At 67.2% G+C, this 17383-nt stretch carries 18 protein-coding genes; 8 read left to right on the forward strand and 10 right to left on the reverse strand.

What is annotated here, in order from left to right:
• Both ACT84W_RS04980 and ACT84W_RS04985 read right to left on the reverse strand, forming a co-directional pair.
• Positions 1-328, reverse strand: a 328-nt coding sequence (locus tag ACT84W_RS04980; RefSeq protein WP_444328410.1) for a DNA-deoxyinosine glycosylase, incomplete at its 3' end; no start/stop codon positions are given.
• Between the two features lie 47 nt (positions 329-375).
• Positions 376-1965 carry a helicase HerA-like domain-containing protein gene (locus ACT84W_RS04985; protein WP_444328411.1) on the reverse strand — a complete coding sequence of 530 codons (1590 nt, stop codon included), beginning with the start codon at positions 1963-1965 and terminating at the stop codon, positions 376-378.
• Positions 1966-2155: 190 nt separating this feature from the next.
• Here ACT84W_RS04985 and rlmH point away from each other — a divergent pair, with 190 nt between their 5' ends.
• From rlmH to ACT84W_RS05020, 7 genes are all read left to right on the forward strand, one after another.
• Complete coding sequence (rlmH, locus tag ACT84W_RS04990) at positions 2156-2626, forward strand: 23S rRNA (pseudouridine(1915)-N(3))-methyltransferase RlmH (RefSeq protein WP_444328412.1); 471 nt, start codon at positions 2156-2158, stop codon at positions 2624-2626.
• A gap of 91 nt (positions 2627-2717) precedes the next feature.
• The gene (yhbY, locus tag ACT84W_RS04995; RefSeq protein WP_417575314.1) at positions 2718-3017 is read left to right on the forward strand and encodes a ribosome assembly RNA-binding protein YhbY; all 300 of its coding nucleotides are present in this window, start codon (positions 2718-2720) and stop codon (positions 3015-3017) included.
• 4 nt (positions 3018-3021) lie between these two features.
• On the forward strand, positions 3022-3702 hold the full coding sequence (locus ACT84W_RS05000) for a class I SAM-dependent methyltransferase (protein WP_444328413.1): 681 nt from the start codon (positions 3022-3024) through the stop codon (positions 3700-3702).
• A gap of 8 nt (positions 3703-3710) precedes the next feature.
• Entirely contained in the window at positions 3711-3938 is a 228-nt protein-coding gene (locus tag ACT84W_RS05005; protein WP_432290937.1) for an RDAC family protein, read from the forward strand.
• Between the two features lie 151 nt (positions 3939-4089).
• Complete coding sequence (locus tag ACT84W_RS05010; protein ID WP_417575311.1) at positions 4090-4470, forward strand: GntR family transcriptional regulator; 381 nt, start codon at positions 4090-4092, stop codon at positions 4468-4470.
• Between the two features lie 14 nt (positions 4471-4484).
• Positions 4485-5390 (forward strand): ABC transporter ATP-binding protein, encoded by a 906-nt coding sequence (locus tag ACT84W_RS05015; RefSeq protein WP_444328414.1) that lies wholly within the window; start codon positions 4485-4487, stop codon positions 5388-5390.
• Entirely contained in the window at positions 5387-6061 is a 675-nt protein-coding gene (locus tag ACT84W_RS05020) for an ABC-2 transporter permease (RefSeq protein WP_444328415.1), read from the forward strand. Before ACT84W_RS05015 ends, ACT84W_RS05020 begins: the two co-directional genes overlap by 4 nt.
• Positions 6062-6210: 149 nt before the next feature.
• On the opposite strand, the gene pflB is transcribed toward ACT84W_RS05020, so the two are convergent.
• From pflB to ACT84W_RS05060, 8 genes are all read right to left on the reverse strand, one after another.
• Positions 6211-8481, reverse strand: coding sequence for a formate C-acetyltransferase (gene pflB, locus ACT84W_RS05025; RefSeq protein WP_444328416.1), 2271 nt, complete (start codon positions 8479-8481; stop codon positions 6211-6213).
• A 98-nt stretch (positions 8482-8579) separates the two neighbouring features.
• Positions 8580-9317: a pyruvate formate-lyase-activating protein gene (gene pflA, locus ACT84W_RS05030; RefSeq protein ID WP_444328417.1), complete on the reverse strand. Its 738-nt coding sequence runs from the start codon at positions 9315-9317 to the stop codon at positions 8580-8582.
• Between the two features lie 210 nt (positions 9318-9527).
• Positions 9528-10256 (reverse strand): Crp/Fnr family transcriptional regulator, encoded by a 729-nt coding sequence (locus ACT84W_RS05035; protein WP_432290931.1) that lies wholly within the window; start codon positions 10254-10256, stop codon positions 9528-9530.
• Between the two features lie 135 nt (positions 10257-10391).
• Entirely contained in the window at positions 10392-11528 is a 1137-nt protein-coding gene (locus tag ACT84W_RS05040; protein ID WP_417575305.1) for a CobW family GTP-binding protein, read from the reverse strand.
• Between the two features lie 98 nt (positions 11529-11626).
• Positions 11627-13006 (reverse strand): aldehyde dehydrogenase family protein, encoded by a 1380-nt coding sequence (locus ACT84W_RS05045; RefSeq protein WP_444328418.1) that lies wholly within the window; start codon positions 13004-13006, stop codon positions 11627-11629.
• Positions 13007-13138: 132 nt separating this feature from the next.
• Positions 13139-14341 (reverse strand): iron-containing alcohol dehydrogenase, encoded by a 1203-nt coding sequence (locus ACT84W_RS05050; protein ID WP_432290929.1) that lies wholly within the window; start codon positions 14339-14341, stop codon positions 13139-13141.
• A 230-nt stretch (positions 14342-14571) separates the two neighbouring features.
• Positions 14572-14805 (reverse strand): hypothetical protein, encoded by a 234-nt coding sequence (locus tag ACT84W_RS05055; protein WP_444328419.1) that lies wholly within the window; start codon positions 14803-14805, stop codon positions 14572-14574.
• Positions 14802-17174, reverse strand: coding sequence for a diguanylate cyclase domain-containing protein (locus ACT84W_RS05060; RefSeq protein WP_444328420.1), 2373 nt, complete (start codon positions 17172-17174; stop codon positions 14802-14804). The genes ACT84W_RS05055 and ACT84W_RS05060 overlap by 4 nt, the downstream gene beginning before the upstream one ends.
• Positions 17175-17259: 85 nt before the next feature.
• Here ACT84W_RS05060 and ACT84W_RS05065 point away from each other — a divergent pair.
• Positions 17260-17383 (forward strand): GTP-binding protein (locus ACT84W_RS05065; RefSeq protein WP_444328421.1); only part of this gene is annotated, 124 nt, incomplete at its 3' end.

Here is a 17383-nt window from a genome sequence, read left to right on the forward strand (position 1 = left end):
GCGCGGCGGCGAGGATCCGCGCAATATCGTTGGCCTGCACGTTCTTTATACTCGCGTCGCTCGAGCCCTTGATGTCGCACTCGGCGATGACGTCCCACAGCGCGATGCCGTGCGAAAGGAGCATCTCCCGCTTCTGGGGGATGGACTCAGGTTCCGCGCAACCCTCGCATCCGGCGATCACGCGCCAGAAGCGGTTCTGCGGGTTGCCGTAGTAGAACTCGTTCTGCCGGCTCTTTACGGAAGGGAACGACCCCAGAACGAGAACGCGCGAGCGCTCGTCGTAGATGGGGTCGAAACCGTGCGATATGTGCTGGTACTGAGCTGCCATGGGGACGATTCTAACGCAGCGGCTCCGCCCAAGGCCCGGGCGATCGACTATCGCCGCGTGCCGAAGATTCCGCGGATGATCTGGTTGGCTGCGGTGCGGCCCGCGGAGGTGAGCACGCTCGCGGCGGCGCGGGTCATCGCGTCGAGCTGCTTCTGGCGCTCCTTGGCCGCCTTCTCCGCGGCTTTCTCGGCCTCCTTCTGCTGCCTCGCGGCCTCCTGCTCGGCCAGGCGCTGCTGACGCGCGGCTTCCTTCTCGGCCTTCGCTTGGGCGGCGGCCTGCTGCTTGGCGAACTCTGCCTTCTGGGCCTCGAGCTCGGCGCGCTCCTTGGCGAGCTGCTCGGCGGCGGCGTTCTCCTGCTGCTCGCCGAGGATCAGCTCGTAGGCGCTCTCGCGGTCGATGGCGCTGCCGTACTTCTCCATGAGCGCGGACTGTCCGGCGACGGCGGCGGCCTTTGCCTCGTCGCTGGCGGCCGCCATCAGGCATTGCGGCGGGAGGATCTTCGCGTTCTCGACGATCGAGGGCTTGCCGTCCTCGTCGAGGAAGCTCACGAGCGCCTCGCCCGTGCCGAGCTCCATGATGGCGACCTCACTCTTGAACTTGGGGTTCTTGCGGAAGGCGGCTGCAGCGGCCTTGACGGCCTTCTGCTCGGCGGGGGTGTAGGCGCGCAGGCCGTGCTGGACGCGGTTGGAGAGCTGGGCCAAGACCTCGTCGGGGATGTCGCTCGGGGACTGCGAGATAAAGTACACGCCGACGCCCTTGGAACGGATGAGCTTGACGACCTGGATGATCTTGTTCAGCAGCTCGGAGGGCATGTCCTTAAACAGGAGGTGCGCCTCGTCAAAGAAGAACACGAACTTGGGCTTTTCCATGTCGCCCACCTCGGGGAGCTTCTCAAAGAGGTCCGAGAGCATCCAGAGCAGGAACATCGAGTAGATCTGCGGCTGCTGGACGAGCTTGGTCGCGTCGAGGATGTTGATGTAGCCCTCGCCGTTCTCGTCGCAGGCGAACCAGTCGGAGAGCTCGAGCGCGGGCTCGCCGAAGAACACGTCGCCGCCCTGGTCCTCGACGGCGATGAGCGCGCGTAGGATGGCGCCGACGGACTGCGCCGAGACGTTGCCGTAGGTCGTCGTGTACTCCTTAGCGTGCTCGCTCACGTAGGTGAGCATTGCGCGGAGGTCCTTCATGTCGATGAGCAGCAGCTGGCGGTCGTCGGCGATGCGGAACACGATGTTGAGCACGCCTTCCTGGACCTTCGTGAGACCGAGCAGGCGGGCGAGCAGGGTCGGGCCCATATCCGAGACCGTGACGCGGACGGGGACGCCGCCGATGCCGTCCATGCTCCAGAAGCGCGCCGGGCAGCCTTTGTAGGTAAAGCCCTCGAGGCCGAACTTGGCGATGCGCTTCTGCATGCCCTCGGAGTCGACGCCCGCCTGGCACATGCCGCTGACGTCGCCCTTGACGTCGGCCATAAAGACGGGGACGCCCGCCTGCGAGAAGCCCTCCGCCATGAGCTTGAGCGTGACCGTCTTGCCCGTGCCGGAGGCGCCGGCGATGAGGCCGTGGCGGTTGGCTTGATTAAGGAGCAGGTAGCAGGGGTTGTCGCCCTGGGCCATCCAGATTTTGTTGTCCTGAAGCACGGTTCCTCCTTGCGCTCGGCAAAAAACTACCTCATTCTACCAGCGGGTTTATTATGTCCGGGAAGAAGGCGTGGGTGGGCTCAATCATCGATTGAGCGGTATGCGGAAGCTCCGCGCCGACCGCTTATGGCCGCCGGTGGACCGCCTTGGCACCGAGGCGATCCGTCGGCAAGGCGAGGAAGGAGATGCGGTGCGCTACACCGTCGTGTGCGTGGGCAAGCTCAAAGAGAAGTTCTGGGTCGCGGCATGCGCCGAGTACGTCAAGCGGCTCAGGGCGTACGCCAAGGTCGAGGTGCGCGAGGTCGCAGACGTCGACCCGGCGCGCGCGGGAGGCGTCGAAGCGGCGCGGAGGCGCGAGGGTGCGGCGATCCTCGGCGCCATCGGGCCGCGGACGCATGTCATCCTGCTCGCCATCGAGGGCAAGGAGCGCTCGAGCGAGGATTTCTCGCGCCGGCTCGACGAGCTCGCGCTTGGCGGGAAGAGCGACATCGCCTTCGTCATCGGCGGCTCGGACGGCGTGAGCGATGAGGTCCGGGCGCGCGCCGACGAGACGCTGAGCTTCGGTCCGATCACGCTGCCGCATAACCTCGCGCGCGTCGTGCTTTTGGAGCAGGTGTACCGCGCATGCAAGATTTCGCGCGGAGAACCGTATCACAAGTAAAGCTAGCTGCGGATTTCTGCTAGAGTTGGGCAGTTAACTCGTAGTCTTCGCGCGGCTTGGCACCGCGCATCCGCATGAAAGCAGGTAGACCATGGCTCTCGCCGGACGTCAGATCAGGCAGCTCCGCAGCCTCGCGCACCACCTCGAGCCCGCCGTTATCGTGGGCAAGTCCAACGTGACCGAGAACACCGTCGAGCAGGCGAGCGAGTACCTCGAGAAGCACGAGCTCATCAAGTGCTCCGTGCTCGACACCTCCGCGCTCTCCACGCGCGAGGCCGCAGAAGAGCTCGCTGAGCACCTCGGCGCCGAGGTCGTGCAGGTCATCGGCCGTAAGTTCACCCTGTACCGCGAGAGCTCGCGCGAGGGCGTTCAGAAGATCCAGCTCGACTAGCGCCATGGCGCGCAGGTCGGCATCGGAGAGCGCGAAGACCGTTGAGCTGCGCCGAGACGAGCGCGGGCTCGCGCTCGTGGGCGGCGGCATGGAGCTTCTCGGGGACTTCACGCGGATGCTGCCGCGCCTGCGCACAGACCGGTTGGGCCGCGAGCTGCTCGTTCGCGCGGCGCGCGTCCGCGGCGCCGAGGAGCCGACGGCCATCGACTGCACAGCGGGCCTCGGCGAGGACTCGCTGCTCCTCGCGGCGGCGGGGTTCCGCGTGACGCTCTTTGAGCGCGACGAGACGATCTGCGCGCTGCTCGCCGACGCTATGGAGCGGGCGGCGAATGAGCCGCAGCTCAAGGATATCGTTGAGCGCATGACGCTCGTGGGCGGGGACAGCATCGCCGGTCTGGCGGAGCTCGGCTTTGCGCCCGATGTCGTCTACCTGGACCCGATGTTTCCCGGGCGCACCAAGTCCGCTGCGGTCAAAAAGAAATTCCAGCTGCTCCATCACCTTGAGCAGCCATGCGAGGAGGAGAACGAGCTGGTCGCCGCCGCGCTCGCCGCGTCCCCGCGCAAGGTCGTGATCAAGCGCCCGGCCAAAGGTCCTCAGCTCGCGGGCATCAAGCCGAGCTATTCGATTTCCGGCAAGGCCGTGCGCTACGACGTGCTCGTGCCGCCGAGGCAGACGGAAGGGTAGGGGTCGCCATGGCGAAGATCGTGAACACCTTCGATGTCGAGGCCTGCAACAAAGAGCTCGCCGCCGCGGGGCTGAGCACGCGCATCCATCTGCACGACGCATGCGGCGGGCAGTTCTTCAGCTGGGACTCGCTGGGGGAGCGCGACGGCGAGGTGCGCGAGGCGATCGCGAGGTTCTTCTCGTCGCGCGGTATCCAGCCGACGTTCAACGATGACCCATCGTTCTACGTACTTTAGCGCCCCGCTTTGTGCGTGAGGTGCCAGCCCTCGCAAGTCAAACGTGCGATCTCGCAGGCGGCGCGTCCGCCGGAATCAAAAATGTTGTTGCTTAAGTGTGTATAGCGTATATATACTGTGCTTAACAGATATACACACCTAAGGACCGGGTATGGACATCATCCTCTCTAACTCAAGCGATAAGCCCATCTACGAGCAGATATCCTCCCAGATTCGCTCGCAGATCCTTTCGGGTGCGCTCGCGGCGGGTGAGCGCCTGCCGTCGATTCGAGCCTTGGCGGATGGCTTGGGCGTATCCGTCATCACCACAAAGCGCGCCTACTCGGACCTCGAGGCGGAGGGGCTCATCGCGACCGTCCAAGGTAAGGGCACCTTTGTGGCCGAAACGAGCAACGAGCTTTTGCGCGAGCAGCGCATGCGGCATGTGGAGCAACTCGTGGGCCGGGCAGCGAACGAAGCCGCTGAGCTCGGGCTTTCGCGCGCGGAGCTCCACGACATGGTCGATCTTATGGCGCCTTCGGGCCTCAAGTAGAGAGGGGATGGAACATGACGAACCTGCTGGAAATGAAGGGCGTAAGTCGGCGCGTGAGCGACTCGTTCTCCCTCGGCGGCATAGACCTCGCCGTGGGCGCGGGCGAGGTCGTCGGCCTCGTGGGCACCAACGGCGCGGGCAAGACCACCACGCTTCGCGCCGCCTTGGGGCTCCTCCACACGGACTCGGGCTCGATACGGCTTTTTGGGCAGCCGTTCGGTCCTGGCTGCAAGGCGCCTGTCCAGCGAGAGGCGCGTTCACGCGTTGGCATGGTGCTCGACGCCTGTCCGTTCCCGCGCGACCACACGGTTTCCCAGGTCGTGGCCTGCGTGGCCCCCGCGTACTCCAACTGGGACCAGGCGACCTTCGATGACCTCACGGCGCGAGCGGGGATCCTCCCCAAAACCAAGGTCCGCGACCTCTCCCGCGGCATGGGCATGAAGCTGCAGCTGGCGGTTGCCCTCTCGCACGGCGCGGAGCTGCTGGTCCTTGACGAGGCTACGGCGGGCCTCGACCCCATCGCGCGCGACGAGGTCCTCGACCAGCTGCGGGCCTTCGCGAGCGCGGGCGACGATGGGCAGGGGCGCGGCGCTGCCCATGGCGTTCTGCTCTCGAGCCACATCACGAGCGACCTCGAGCGCATTGCGGATCGCGTGGTCGCCATCGATGCGGGGCGCATCGCGTTCGACGTGCCGCGCGAGGACATCACCGATACTGCGGGCATCGCGCACTGCGCCTCCTCTCGGGCGAGCGAGGTCCTCTCCTGCGTCGACGATGCGCGCCTGCTGCGCCGCGAGTATGGCTGCGACGTTCTGGTGCCCAACCGCTTCGAGTTCGCCGAGGCGTTCCCGGACGTCGCCTGCGACCATGCGAGCGTGGACGAGTACCTGCACTTCTTCCTGAAGGGAGAGACCCGATGAAGACCGCCATCATTTGCGACATCAAGACGCTTGTGCCCTTCCTGCCCTCGATCGGCATCACCCTCGTGGCAGTCTGCGCGTTCCTCACGCTTGGCGGGAGCGGGCTTTCCGCGGTGGGAAGCGTCGCCGTCATGATGGTCCTGCTCTGCATGTTCTCGCTCACCGGCTACGACGACCAGGGCGGCTGGGGAAGGTTCCGCGCCACGATGCCGTTCTCGCGCAGGGAGGTCGTCGTGGGGCGCTACCTGGCCGTCCTCCTGCTCGGGCTCGTTGGCATCGCGCTGGCGGTCGTGCTCGGCGGCGCCTTCCAAGCGCTGTTCGGCGCGCCGCTGGGGACGCGGACGGACGCGCCTGGCGTGGCCGAGCTGGTTGCGTCGTCGGTCGCCTCGCTCGCGTGCGGCCTGGTGATATGCGCCGTGGCGATGCCTTTCTCGGTGAAGTTCGGGGCCATGAGGGGCATGCGCTTCTTTGCCTGCGCCGTGGCGATCGTCATTTCCGTTGGGGTGGCGTTGGGCATCGGCGCCATGTCGCCCGGTGTGCTCGCGGGTATCGTGCGCTGGGTCGACGAGAACCTGCTCATGTGCCTTGCCGGCATCGTGGCGTTCTCCTTGGCCCTGTACGCCGCGAGCTGCGCCGTGAGCCTTGGGATCTACGAGAAGAAGGACCTCTAGCGCCATGGGCGCGGCGGGGCGCCCGGCCGACAAACATCCCCTCCATCAAACACGCCCGCCAAGCATGCCACAGCCGAAAACCTCCCCGCACCAAAAGGCCCCGCAACTCATAAGAGCTGCGGGGCCTTTGCTATGCAGGAGGCGTCGGATTACATGCGCTCGTGGCAGGTACGGGCGATGACGTCGAGCTGCTGCTCGCGGGTGAGGTCGATGAACTTCACGGCGTAGCCGGAGACTCGGATGGTGAAGTTGGCGTACTCGGGCTTCTCGGGGTGCTCCATGGCGTCCTTGAGCTTCTCGACGCCGAAGACGTTGACGTTCAGGTGGTGAGCGCCGTTGGCGAAGTAGCCGTCGAGGACGTTGACGAGGTTGGCGGTGCGCTGCTCGTCGTCGTTGCCCAGGGCAGACGGGTTGATGGTCTGTGTGTTGGAGATGCCGTCGAGGGCGTACTCGTAGGGGAGCTTGGCCACGGAGTTGAGGGAGGCCAGAAGGCCGCTCTGCTCAGCGCCGTAGGCGGGGTTGGCGCCCGGGGCGAACGGGGTGAACGCCTTGCGGCCGTCGGGGGTGCCGCCGGTGGCCTTGCCGTAGACCACGTTGGAGGTGATCGTCAGGATCGAGGTCGTGGGCTCGGAGTTGCGGTCGGTGTGGTGCTTGGCGATCTTGGCCATGAAGGTCTTGAGCAGCCAGACGGCGATGTCGTCGGCGCGGTCGTCGTCGTTGCCGTACTTGGGGAAGTCGCCCTCGACCTCGTAGTCGACGACGATGCCCTGCTCGTCGCGGACGGTCTTGACCTTGGCGTACTTCATGGCGCTGATGGAGTCGACGACGTGGGAGAAGCCGGCGATACCGGTCGCGAAGGTGCGGCGCACGTTGGTGTCGATGAGGGCCATCTCGGCGGCCTCGTAGTAGTACTTGTCGTGCATGTACTGGATGAGGTTCAGGATGTTGACGTAGAGGTCGGCGAGCCAGTCCATCATGAGGTCGAACTTGTGCATGACCTCGTTGTAGTCGAGGTACTCGCTGGTGATGGGCGCGTACTCAGGGCCGACCTGCATGTGGTTGCCCTGCTTGTCCATGAACTTCTCGTCCTTGCCGCCGTTGATGGCGTAGTTCAGGCACTTGGCGAGGTTGGCGCGGGCGCCGAAGAACTGCATCTCCTTGCCGGTCTCGGTGGCAGAGACGCAGCAGCAGATGGAGTAGTCGTCGCCCCAGACCGGACGCATGACGTCGTCGTTCTCGTACTGGATCGAGGACGTGGTGACCGAGATCTTTGCCGCGTACTTGCGGAAGTTCTCCTGCAGGCGCTTGCTGTAGAGGACGGTGAGGTTCGGCTCGGGGGCCGGGCCCATGTTCTCGAGCGTGTGCAGGAAGCGGTAGTCGTTCTTGGTCACGAGGCTGCGGCCGTCCTGGCCGAGGCCGGCGACCTCGAGCGTCGCCCAGACCGGGTCGCCCGAGAAGAGTGCCTGGTAAGAAGGAATGCGGGCGAACTTGACCATGCGGAGCTTGAGGACGAGGTGGTCGATGAGCTCCTGGGCCTCGGACTCGGTGATCTTGCCGGCCTCGAGGTCGCGCTGGATGTAGATGTCCAGGAAGGTGGAGACGCGGCCCACGGACATGGCGGCGCCGTTCTGGGTCTTGATGGCGGCGAGGTAGCCGAAATAGAGCCACTGGACGGCCTCGTGGGCGTCGCGGGCGGGCTGCGAGATGTCGTAGCCGTAGATCTCGGCCATCTTCTTCATGCCCTGGAGGGCGCGGATCTGGTCGGCGAGCTCCTCGCGCTGGCGGATGACGTCGTCGGTCATGGTGCCGTCGCCGCAGTTGAGCTGGTCGGCCTTCTTGCCGGCGATGAGGCGGTCGACGCCGTAGAGGGCCACGCGGCGGTAGTCGCCGACGATGCGGCCGCGGCCGTAGGTGTCGGGAAGGCCGGTGATGACGTGGGAGTGGCGGGCGGCGCGCATCTCGGGGGTGTAGGCGTCGAAGACGGCCTGGTTGTGGGTCTTGTGGTACTCGTTGAAGATCTGGTTGAACTTGTCGTTCACGTGGAAGCCGTAGTTCTCGGCCGCCTGCTGGGCCATCTTGATGCCGCCGTAGGGCATGAAGGCGCGCTTGAGGGGCTTGTCGGTCTGGAGGCCGACGACCTTCTCGAGGTCCTTGGTGCCCTCGCCGATGTAGCCCGGGCCATAGGCGGTCAGGCCAGAGACGACCTCGGTCTCGCACTCGAGGACGCCGTCGTGGGCGCGCTCCTCGGCTTGGAGCTCCTGGACCTTGCCCCAGAGCTCGTTGGTGGCGTTGGTCGGGCCGGCGAGGAACGAGTCGTCGCCGTCGTAGGGGGTGTAGTTGTTCTGGATGAAGTCACGGACGTTGATGTCGTCCACCCAGTGACCGCCGGTAAAGCCGGTCCATTCGTCGCGAAGCTGCATTGTCATGCCTCCTTTTGTTCGGCGCGTTGGCCCTGAGCCGGGGCCGTGGCGCGTTTAATGACTTGAAGTCGGTGGTGGTGCGGTGGTGCGTGGTGACGCTATATCTCCAGCTCGCCGCGCAGGATCTGCTGCGCCCGCGCGGTGCGCTCCGGGGTCGGGGGCTCGACGCCCTCGAGCCGGTAGGGGATGCCGAGCTCCTCCCATTTGAAGACGCCGAGGGTGTGGTAGGGGAGCACCTCGACGCGCTTGACGGCGTCGCCGAGGCCCGCGATGAAGTCGCGTGTCCGGCGCAGGTAGTCGTCGACGTCGGTGACGCCCGGCACGAGGACGTGGCGGATCCACAGGGGCTGCTCGCGCTGCGCGAGGTAGCGCAGGCAGTCGAGGATGTTCTCGTTGCCGCGCCCGGTGAGGGCGAGGTGCTCGGCGGGGTCGATGTGCTTGATGTCCGCCATCACGAGGTCGCAGTCGTCCATGAGCTGGTCGAACTTCTGGAGCCAGGCGGGCTCGCACGTGAAGGGCGCGAGGCTCGTGTCCAGGCAGGTGTTGATGCCGCGGGCGTGCGCCTTCCGGAAGAGCTCGAGGACGAAGTCGAGCTGGCAGAGCGCCTCGCCGCCGCTGACGGTGATGCCACCCTCGGGGCCCCAGTAGCTGCGGTAGCGCTCGGCCTGGTCGAGGAGCTCGTCGGCACCTCGGAGCTCGCCGCCCTTGCCGGCCCAGGTGTCCGGGTTGTGGCAGTAGGCGCAGCGCATCGGGCAGCCCTTGAGGAAGATGAGGAAGCGGACGCCGGGGCCGTCTGCCGAGCCGAATGACTCGATCGAGTGGATGTTCCCCTGCATGCGCGCCTCCTCGTTCGGATTGCCTGCTTCGCGACGATTGCGAACGGTAGCAAATCTAACGAGGGACGCTTCAGCGTTCCTTGACTGGAATCAAGTAACGAGAAATTCGCGTTTTCAGGCGGTGAACGGTCGGTTTGTGCCGGCAAACGGTATGCCGCGGCCGGCGATGAGCCGCGCGGGGCCCGCGGGCAACGAAGCGCGGCGCGGGGCCTATGGACGCGAAATCGCCCTCAGCCCCTCGTGGTCCACGACGAGGATCCGCCCGCGGCCGGGGCGCTCGATCAGCCCCTCGCGCGCGAAGCGGGCGATGTTGCGGCTGACGGTCTCGGGGCGCAGGCCCACGCTCGCGGCGATGTCCTCGAGCTTGAGGCGGATCTCGGGGCCGGCGCAGCGCTGGTCGCGCGCGAGCAGGTACTTGGCGAGCCGCTGGCGCGGGTCGCGGATGGAGAGCATCAAGATCCTCTCTTCCGCCTCGTCGAGCTCGGTCGTGATCATGCGGATCAGCCCCAGCGCCACGTCGGGGTGGTTGGAGAGGAGCGCCTCGAAGTCCGCGCGGTGGATCCGGCACAGGCGCACCGGCGCGAGGCACTCGACGGAGTAGCGGTAGACGTGGTCGGCGGTGAACATCCCGTGCCAGAGCGCCTGGCCGTCGTGAAGCACGTCGAGGACGTATTCCTCTCCGTCCGAGTTCACGCGGAACGTCTTTATGCGGCCCGAGCGCACGACGATGATCGACTCGATGGGGTCGCCCTCGTGGACGATGATGTCGCCCTCGGCGTGCGCGGTATGCCGCGAGCAGGCCAAAAGCTCGCGCTTGGCGTCGGCGGGCAGGTCGGCAAAGAGGCGGATGTTGTCCATGCAGGAGCTCCCCGCGCGGGAGAACGCGCAGTCGTGCCCTGCGCCCGCGCACACGCGCTCGGTCTGGATGGGTTCGCTCATCTTCGCCCCTCTCGACGCCCGACCCACCCATTATCGCGCATCGCCCGTCCCGCGCGCACAAAGAAGGCCGCCGCCCGCGGGCTGCGGACGACGGCCGGGTATGCCGGGCGCATGGGCGAGCGGGCAGCTCAGGTCCTACTCGTCGCGCTCCCAGGTGGTAAGAAGCGCGTCGAGCTGGGCCTCGATGGAGGCGCGGTCCATGTGGCGGCCGATGATGCAGAGTTTGGTCTCGCGGTCGCCGACCTCGGGGTCCCAGGTGTCGAGGATCTCGGGAGTCTCGGCCAGGATCTGCTTCTTTTCCTCCTCGGGCGCGGAGTCGACAAAGAGGCCGTTCTCCGAGAGGCGCATCTGGTGGCCGGCCTGCTCAAAGAGGTAGCACATGTCGGTGTTCAGGGTCGTCCAGACGCAGCCCTTGGCGCGCACGACCTCGTCGGGCCAGTTGTACTCGACGTAGCGCTGGAACGCCTCGTGGTCGAAGGGCTGGCGGCGGTGGTAGACGAAGGTCTGGATGTCGTACTCGAGGACCTCGGGGTCGTCGTGTTCCTCGGGGTGCTCCATGGCCTCGATCCAGGCGGCGGAGTTGTAGGCCTTCATGAAGTCGAAGCGGTCGGTGTCCAGGATCTGGTCCATGGGGACCTCGCCCTGCTCGGCCTCGACGATGACGGCGTCCTTCTGGAGGCTGCGGACGATGGCCTTGAGCTCCTGGAGCTGCTCGGGCGTGACGGTGTCCGTCTTGTTGAGGATGAGCGTGGAGCAGAACTCGATCTGCGAGATGATGAGCGCCTCGATGTCGTCCTCGTCGATGTCGTCGGCCAGAAGGTCGCGTCCGCCGTGGAACTCGTCGTACATGCGCGCGCAGTCGACGACGGCGACGATGTTGTCGAGCGCGAGCTTGGGCTCGCCGCCGGCCTTCTCCTCGTCGCAGAAGGCGCTGATGGTGTAGGCGATGGGCACGGGCTCGCAGATGCCGGAGGCCTCAATGATGATGTAGTCGAAGTCGCCGGAGTCGGCCAGGGTCGAGAGCTGGTTGGCGAGGTCGTCGGCCAGCGTGCAGCAGATGCAGCCGTTGGTCAGCGGGATGATGTCCTCGGCCTCGGTGAGGCCGCCGTCGCGGATGAGGCTCGCGTCGACGTTGACCTCGCCGATGTCGTTGACGATGACCGCGGCGCGGATGCCGCCGTCGTTTCCGAGGATGTGGTTGAGCAGCGTGGTCTTGCCGGCGCCGAGGTAGCCGGTGAGCATCACGATCTTCACGGGTTTGTTCGCGGGCATGTGCCCTCCTTCGGGTAAAGAAGCCATAACGGCTTTATGGTACCCCGAAGCGCCGCGCGCCTTGAATGACGAAAAGGGACAGTCCCTTTTCGTCATTTTTAGTGCACGAAGAGGTGGATGAAGGGGCGCTTCCAGTCGGCGTGGGGCGCGTAACGGAACGGCGCGTCAAAGAAGGTGGCCTTGCTGATCACGGACTTCTCGTGCGTGAAGGTCTCGAAGCTCTTGCGCCCGTGGTAGCTGCCCATGCCGGAGGCGCCCATGCCGCCGAAGCCCATGTGACTCGTGGCGAGGTGCATGATGCAGTCGTTGACGCAGCCGCCGCCGAAGGGGACCTCGACGGTCACGCGGCGCTGGGCCGCGCGGTCCTCGCTAAAGAGGTAGCAGGCCAAAGGCGTCGGGCGCGAGCGGACGAAGTCGATGACCTCGTCGAGCGCGCGGTAGCTGATCACGGGCAGCACGGGCCCGAAGATCTCCTCGCCCATGACGGCGTCGCCTGCGGTCACGCCGCGCATGACGGTGGGCGCGATTTTGAGCGAGGCCTCGTCCGACTCGCCGCCGAGGACGACCTTGGCCGGGTCGATGAGGCCGCGGACGCGGTCGAAGTGCTTGCGGTTGATCATCTTGCCGTATTCGGGGTTGGAAAGAGGGGCATCCCCGAGCTGGCGCTCGACGGCGCGGGCGAGCTCGGAGAGGAACGCCTCCTCCACGCGCTCGTCCACGAGCAGGTAGTCGGGCGCCACGCAGGTCTGCCCGACGTTCAGCCACTTGCCGAAGGCGATGCGCTCGGCCGCCACGCGCAGGTTGGCCGTGGCGTCGACGATGCACGGGCTCTTTCCGCCGAGCTCGAGCGTGACGGGGGTCAGGTGCTCGGACGCGCGGCTCATGACGAGCTTGCCCACCGTGACGCCGCCAGTGAAGAAGATGTAGTCCCAGGCCTCGTCCAGAAGCGCGGTGTTCTCCGCGCGGCCGCCCTCGACGACCGCCACGAGCTCGGGGCCGAAGGCCTCCTCGCAAATGCGCCGCAGTTCAGCGGAGGAGGCGGGCGCGTAGGCGGAGGGCTTGATGACGACGGTGTTGCCCGCCGCGAGGGCGCCGGCGAGGGGCTCCAAGGTCAGGAGGAAGGGGTAGTTCCACGGTGCCATGACGAGCGTGACGCCATAGGGCACGCGCTCGACGTGCGCCGAGGAGATGGCGTTGGCGAGGTCGACGGGGCGCAGGTGGCGGCCGGCCCAGCGGCCCACGTGCGAGATCTGGTGGCGGATCTCGGCGAGCGAAAGGCCGGTCTCGCACATGTAGCTCTCGTCCGGGGACTTGCCGAGGTCGGCTGCGAGCGCGTCGGCGATGGCGCCCTCGTGCGCGGAGACGACGTCGTAGAGGCGGCGCAGCGCCGCCTTGCGCGCGGCGACCGGCAGCGTGGCGTTCGAGCGGAAGTGCGCGCGCTGGCGCTCGACGATGGCGTGGACCTGGCTGGCTTCCATGGGCTTCTTTCCTCCTGAGGCGACGGTGCGGCGGCGTGATGGTGCTGCGCGGCGGCGTGGCGCGACGGTGCGGCGGGCCTTCCGCCTCACATCAATTCAACGATAAGGCAAGAAGGGCGCCGCGCCGATGTCCTACGCGAGGGCGCAGGCGGGGGCGTAGCCGGCGACGACGCGGTACATGTGGGCGAGCTCGGCGGCGTCCCACAGGACGGGGACGGGGTAGAGCGGGTTGGACTCGGCGTCGGCGAAGGCGGCCATCGCGGGGATGTCCTCCTCGCGGATGCAGTCGAGGTGCTCGGGGATGCCCATCCGGGCGTTCATGCCCTCGACCCAGTCGATGAAGTCGGCGCCGGTCCGGCCGATGCCGGCGGCCTGGGCGAGCTCAGCGAGCTTGGGCTCGGCGGCTGCGCCGTAGGCGCGCAGGACGTGGGGGAGGGTAACGGCGTTCGCGAGGCCGTGCGGCGTGCCGTAGCGGCCGCCCAGGCTGTGCGCGATGCCGTGGACGTAGCCCACGTAGCTGCGGGTGAAGGCGATGCCCGCCTTGTAGGCGGCGGTGAGCATGTTGCGGCGCGCCTCCTCGTCGTCGCCGTGCGCGTAGGCCTGGTAGAGGTTGTCGTGGATGAGCCGGACGGCCTCGACGGCGGCGGCGCGCGTGTAGGCGTTCGTGCTGCGGCCGATGTATGCCTCGACGGCGTGCGTGAGCGCGTCCATGCCGGTCGTCGCGGTGATCGACGCAGGGAGGCCCAGGGTGAGGCGCGGGTCGTGGACGGCGTAGCGCGGGATGAGCACGAAGTCGTTGATGGGGTACTTGTGGTGCGTGGCGCTGTCGGTGATCACGGCGGCGAGGGTGACCTCGGAGCCGGTGCCGGCGGTGGTGGGCACGGCCACGAGCAGCGGCAGGCGGCGGTGCACGCGCAAAAGTCCGCGCATCTTGTTCACGGGTTTGTGGGGCTGGGCGACGCGCGCGCCCACGCCCTTTGCGCAGTCCATGGCCGAGCCGCCGCCGAAGCCGATGATCGCCTGGCAGCCGCCCTCGCTAAAGAGCGCGGCGGCCTCCTCGACGTTATCCACGGTTGGGTTGGCGACGGTCTTGCTGTAGACGGAGACGCGGATACCCGCGGCGGCGAGTGACTCCTCGAGCCCCTTCGTGAGGCCGAGCCGGGCGATGCCGGGGTCGGTGACCAGCAGCGCGGACGTGATGCCCTTTGCGGCAAAGACGGGCGTCACGCCCTCGACCGAGCCCAGGATCTGCGGCTCGGTGTAGGGCAGGACGGGCAGGGCGATGCGGAAGGCGGTCTGGTAGGCGCGGCACCAGAGCTGGCGAAGCGGGTTCACGAAGGAGGGCTCCTCTCGTTGACGACTCAACGGTGCAGCATTGTAGGCGAGAAGCCCGTTGACTCGTCAACTTTACACAATTCGCGCGGGGTGCCGAGGCGCGGGACGCGGCAGGTCGCGGCATGCCGAGCGCGCGGGGCGGCAGGCCGGGGCGCACGGGGCGGCAGATCGGGGGCGGGCACGAATTTCCCGCGGCACTTTGGAAAAAGCGCGCCCCCAAGTCAGCGGTGTCAGCGTGCAAAGAAGCCCTTGCGGAAGGCGTCGTCCTTCGCGGGCGGCTCCTTCGCGCCCTGTTCGCCGAGGGCGACGATGCCGGCCCGCTCGACGAGCAGCGTGTTCGCGAGCAGGCTCTCGAGGTCGGCCGGGCTCATGGGCAGGTAGTACACGTAGCCTTGGATGTAGCGGATGCCGCTTCCGCGCAGCGCGTCGACCTGGCGCTCGGTCTGCACGTCGTCCGCGATCACGCTGACGCCGGCCTCGCGCGCGAGCCCAGGCTGTTGCCGAACTCGTCCAGGAAGACCCCGATGCCCATCTTTTTGAGGCCCGAGACGAGGGCGTGCGCGGCGTCGGGGTCCTGGAGGAACAACGACTCCGGGACCTCGGCCTTGAGCAGCTTGCCGAGGTGCTCGGGGACGTCGAGCGTCGCCACGTCGACCGGGCTGATGTTGAACGAGATCGGCACGGGCTGGAAGCCGCGGCGCAGCTGGTCGCGCAGCCACGCGACGACCGATTTCCAGATGTACTTGTCGAGCATGACGATGAACCCGGTGCGCTCGAGGACCGGGATGAACTCCTCCGGGTCGAGCTCGACGTCGTCGGTGCGCCAGCGCGCGAGCGCCTCGGCCCCGCAGATGCTCCCCCTGCCCAGGACGACCTGTGGCTGGAGGACGAACCCGATGCGTCCTTGGCGCAGGGCGTAGTGGAAGTCCGAGAGCATGAGGTGCTCGTCGAACTGTCTCTTCCAGTCCGCCGCGCGGAAGAACCAGATGCGCGTCTCGAAATGCTCCTTGCCCTGCGTGTTCGCGAAGGACGCCTTCGCGTAGCAGTCGTCGCCGAGCTCCTGGGCGGACTCGAGCGTATAGACGCCCATCGAGGGGAGGAACCCGACGGAGGAGTCGTGGCTGGCGACGACCTCGCGCACGCGCCGGTAGACCTCGTCCAGAAGCTCCTGGTCGAGCGCGACGAGCAGGCTGAAGTCGTCCTCTCCCCAATAGCCCGCGCAGAGCTTGCTCTCGCCCTGCATGCCCCTGAGCACTCCCGCCACCTCGGATACGAGGAGCTTCCCCTCCTCCTTCCCGTGCCACTCGTAGAAGATCGGCAGGTTGTCGATGTCGAGGGCGACGAACGCCCACTGCTCTGCGGGGTTGGCCCGGCACCACTCCCTCGCGGTCTCGATGAAGTCGCTGCTGCAAAGAAGTCCGGTCAAGGGGTCCAGGCGCTTCTCGCCAGCCGTGCGCGCCTGGCCCAAGCCCACGCCGTGGCGGCTCGGCGCGTGCGCGTCGCCGGCCTGGGAGCCTTCCCGGCCGTCGCCCTGGCCATCGCCCGCACGGCCAAGGGTACTCGCCCCCTCGCGGAGCCGCTGGTCGAGGTCGTTCAGGATGGGGAGCGGTTGCCGATCGACGAGGTCGAGGAAGACCACGGCGTAGCGCATGGATACCGGAAGCTCCTCTCCCTCGAACCTGATCGGCTTCGCGAGCTGGGCGGAGACCTCCTGGCGCAGCGCGACGAACTCGGAGCCGCGGGCACGGTACGCGAGGCCGCGGCCGCGCAGGACCGAGAGCAGGCGGGCCGAGAGCAGGCTCAGCGCGCGGTCGCCCGCCTCGTAGCCGAGCGTCGCGTTGATCTCGGCGACGCCGTCGACCTTGATTCCCAAAAGCCCGCAGCTGTCTTGGCCGTAGCGGCAGTCGTCGACGGCGGCCATGAGCGAGCGGATGTCGCCCAGCCCCGTGGCCAGGTCGGTGTTCTCGGCTATGCTCCGGTTCGTGATGACGCCGGCGATGAGCGAAGGGATGCCGGCGTCCGCGTTCCCGTCCAGGCGGAAGGCGCGGCACTCGCAGACCATGAAGGAGCCCGCCGCGTCGCGGGCGCGGTACTGGGCGGCGAGATGGTGGGTCTTTCCCTGGAGGAGCTCCCCTGCGCCCTCCAGGTAGGCCGAGAGGTCGTCGGCATGGACGTGCTCGCCCCAGACCTTGGTCGTGTTCTCGAGGTTGGCCGAGGGTATGCCGAGGTCGGTGACGGCGTTGGCGGACCAGCGTGAGCGGTCCGACTCGATGTCGATCACGAACTGGTAGCGCTCGGGGACCGCCATGGCGAGCGCCTCGAAGACGCGCTCGGTAAAGAAGCGCGCGTTGAAGTCGCCGCCCCTCGCCGCCGCGGCTCCGGGGACGTTGCGCATGCGCTGCTGGGCCGACCGGTGGGCGAGCTTGTAGCGGTACATCTTCCGGTCAGCGTCGGCGGTGATGTCCTTGCGGCTTCCGCCCTCGTCGGGGTGGACCTTGGAGCAGCCGTAGCTGAAGCTGAAGGTCATCGGCTCGGTCGCAGTGGACTTCTCGACGAGCTCATCGCGGGCCTTCTCGAGGCGGGAGGCGAGTGAGGACTCGGTGTCGCGCGGGGAGATCAAGACGAACTCGTCCCCGCCGATGCGGTAGGCGCCCGACCCGTCCCCCTCGCGGCGGCAGGCGCGCAGGAGCTCGGCGACGGTGAGGATGTAATGATTGCCCTCGTCGTGACCGAAGGCGTCGTTCGCGTACTTGAGGTTGTCGGGGTCCACGAGCGCGACGGTGAAGGGGGCCTGCGCGTCCCATAGCTCGTCGACGGCGTGGCCGTAGCCCATGCGGTTGCCGGCGCCGGCTCGGTCGGTGATACATTCATATGCGTCCCAACTTCGTCTTTTGTTGCCGCACAGCGAGGAGAAGCGCTTGAAGCAGGCGGTCATCGGCATACTCGCCCACGTCGACGCGGGCAAGACCACGCTCGCGGAGGCCATGCTCTACGACGCCGGGCGCATCCGCGCGCTCGGGAGGGTGGACCGCGGCGACGCGC

Source organism: Paratractidigestivibacter sp. (genome assembly GCF_052362415.1).
Taxonomy (GTDB): Bacteria; Actinomycetota; Coriobacteriia; order Coriobacteriales; family Atopobiaceae; genus Paratractidigestivibacter.

What these genes read in the sequence shown, in the direction of transcription:
- ACT84W_RS05040 (WP_417575305.1), bottom strand. Translation starts at nt 11,528, where the DNA reads ATGCCCGCGAACAAACCCGTGAAGATCGTGATGCTCACCGGCTACCTC.
- pflA (WP_444328417.1), bottom strand. Translation starts at nt 9,317, where the DNA reads ATGCAGGGGAACATCCACTCGATCGAGTCATTCGGCTCGGCAGACGGC.
- ACT84W_RS05000 (WP_444328413.1), top strand. Translation starts at nt 3,022, where the DNA reads ATGGCGCGCAGGTCGGCATCGGAGAGCGCGAAGACCGTTGAGCTGCGC.
- yhbY (WP_417575314.1), top strand. Translation starts at nt 2,718, where the DNA reads ATGGCTCTCGCCGGACGTCAGATCAGGCAGCTCCGCAGCCTCGCGCAC.
- ACT84W_RS05020 (WP_444328415.1), top strand. Translation starts at nt 5,387, where the DNA reads ATGAAGACCGCCATCATTTGCGACATCAAGACGCTTGTGCCCTTCCTG.
- ACT84W_RS05045 (WP_444328418.1), bottom strand. Translation starts at nt 13,006, where the DNA reads ATGGAAGCCAGCCAGGTCCACGCCATCGTCGAGCGCCAGCGCGCGCAC.
- ACT84W_RS05010 (WP_417575311.1), top strand. Translation starts at nt 4,090, where the DNA reads ATGGACATCATCCTCTCTAACTCAAGCGATAAGCCCATCTACGAGCAG.
- ACT84W_RS05035 (WP_432290931.1), bottom strand. Translation starts at nt 10,256, where the DNA reads ATGAGCGAACCCATCCAGACCGAGCGCGTGTGCGCGGGCGCAGGGCAC.
- ACT84W_RS05005 (WP_432290937.1), top strand. Translation starts at nt 3,711, where the DNA reads ATGGCGAAGATCGTGAACACCTTCGATGTCGAGGCCTGCAACAAAGAG.
- pflB (WP_444328416.1), bottom strand. Translation starts at nt 8,481, where the DNA reads ATGCAGCTTCGCGACGAATGGACCGGCTTTACCGGCGGTCACTGGGTG.
- ACT84W_RS05015 (WP_444328414.1), top strand. Translation starts at nt 4,485, where the DNA reads ATGACGAACCTGCTGGAAATGAAGGGCGTAAGTCGGCGCGTGAGCGAC.
- ACT84W_RS05060 (WP_444328420.1), bottom strand. Translation starts at nt 17,174, where the DNA reads ATGGGCTACGGCCACGCCGTCGACGAGCTATGGGACGCGCAGGCCCCC.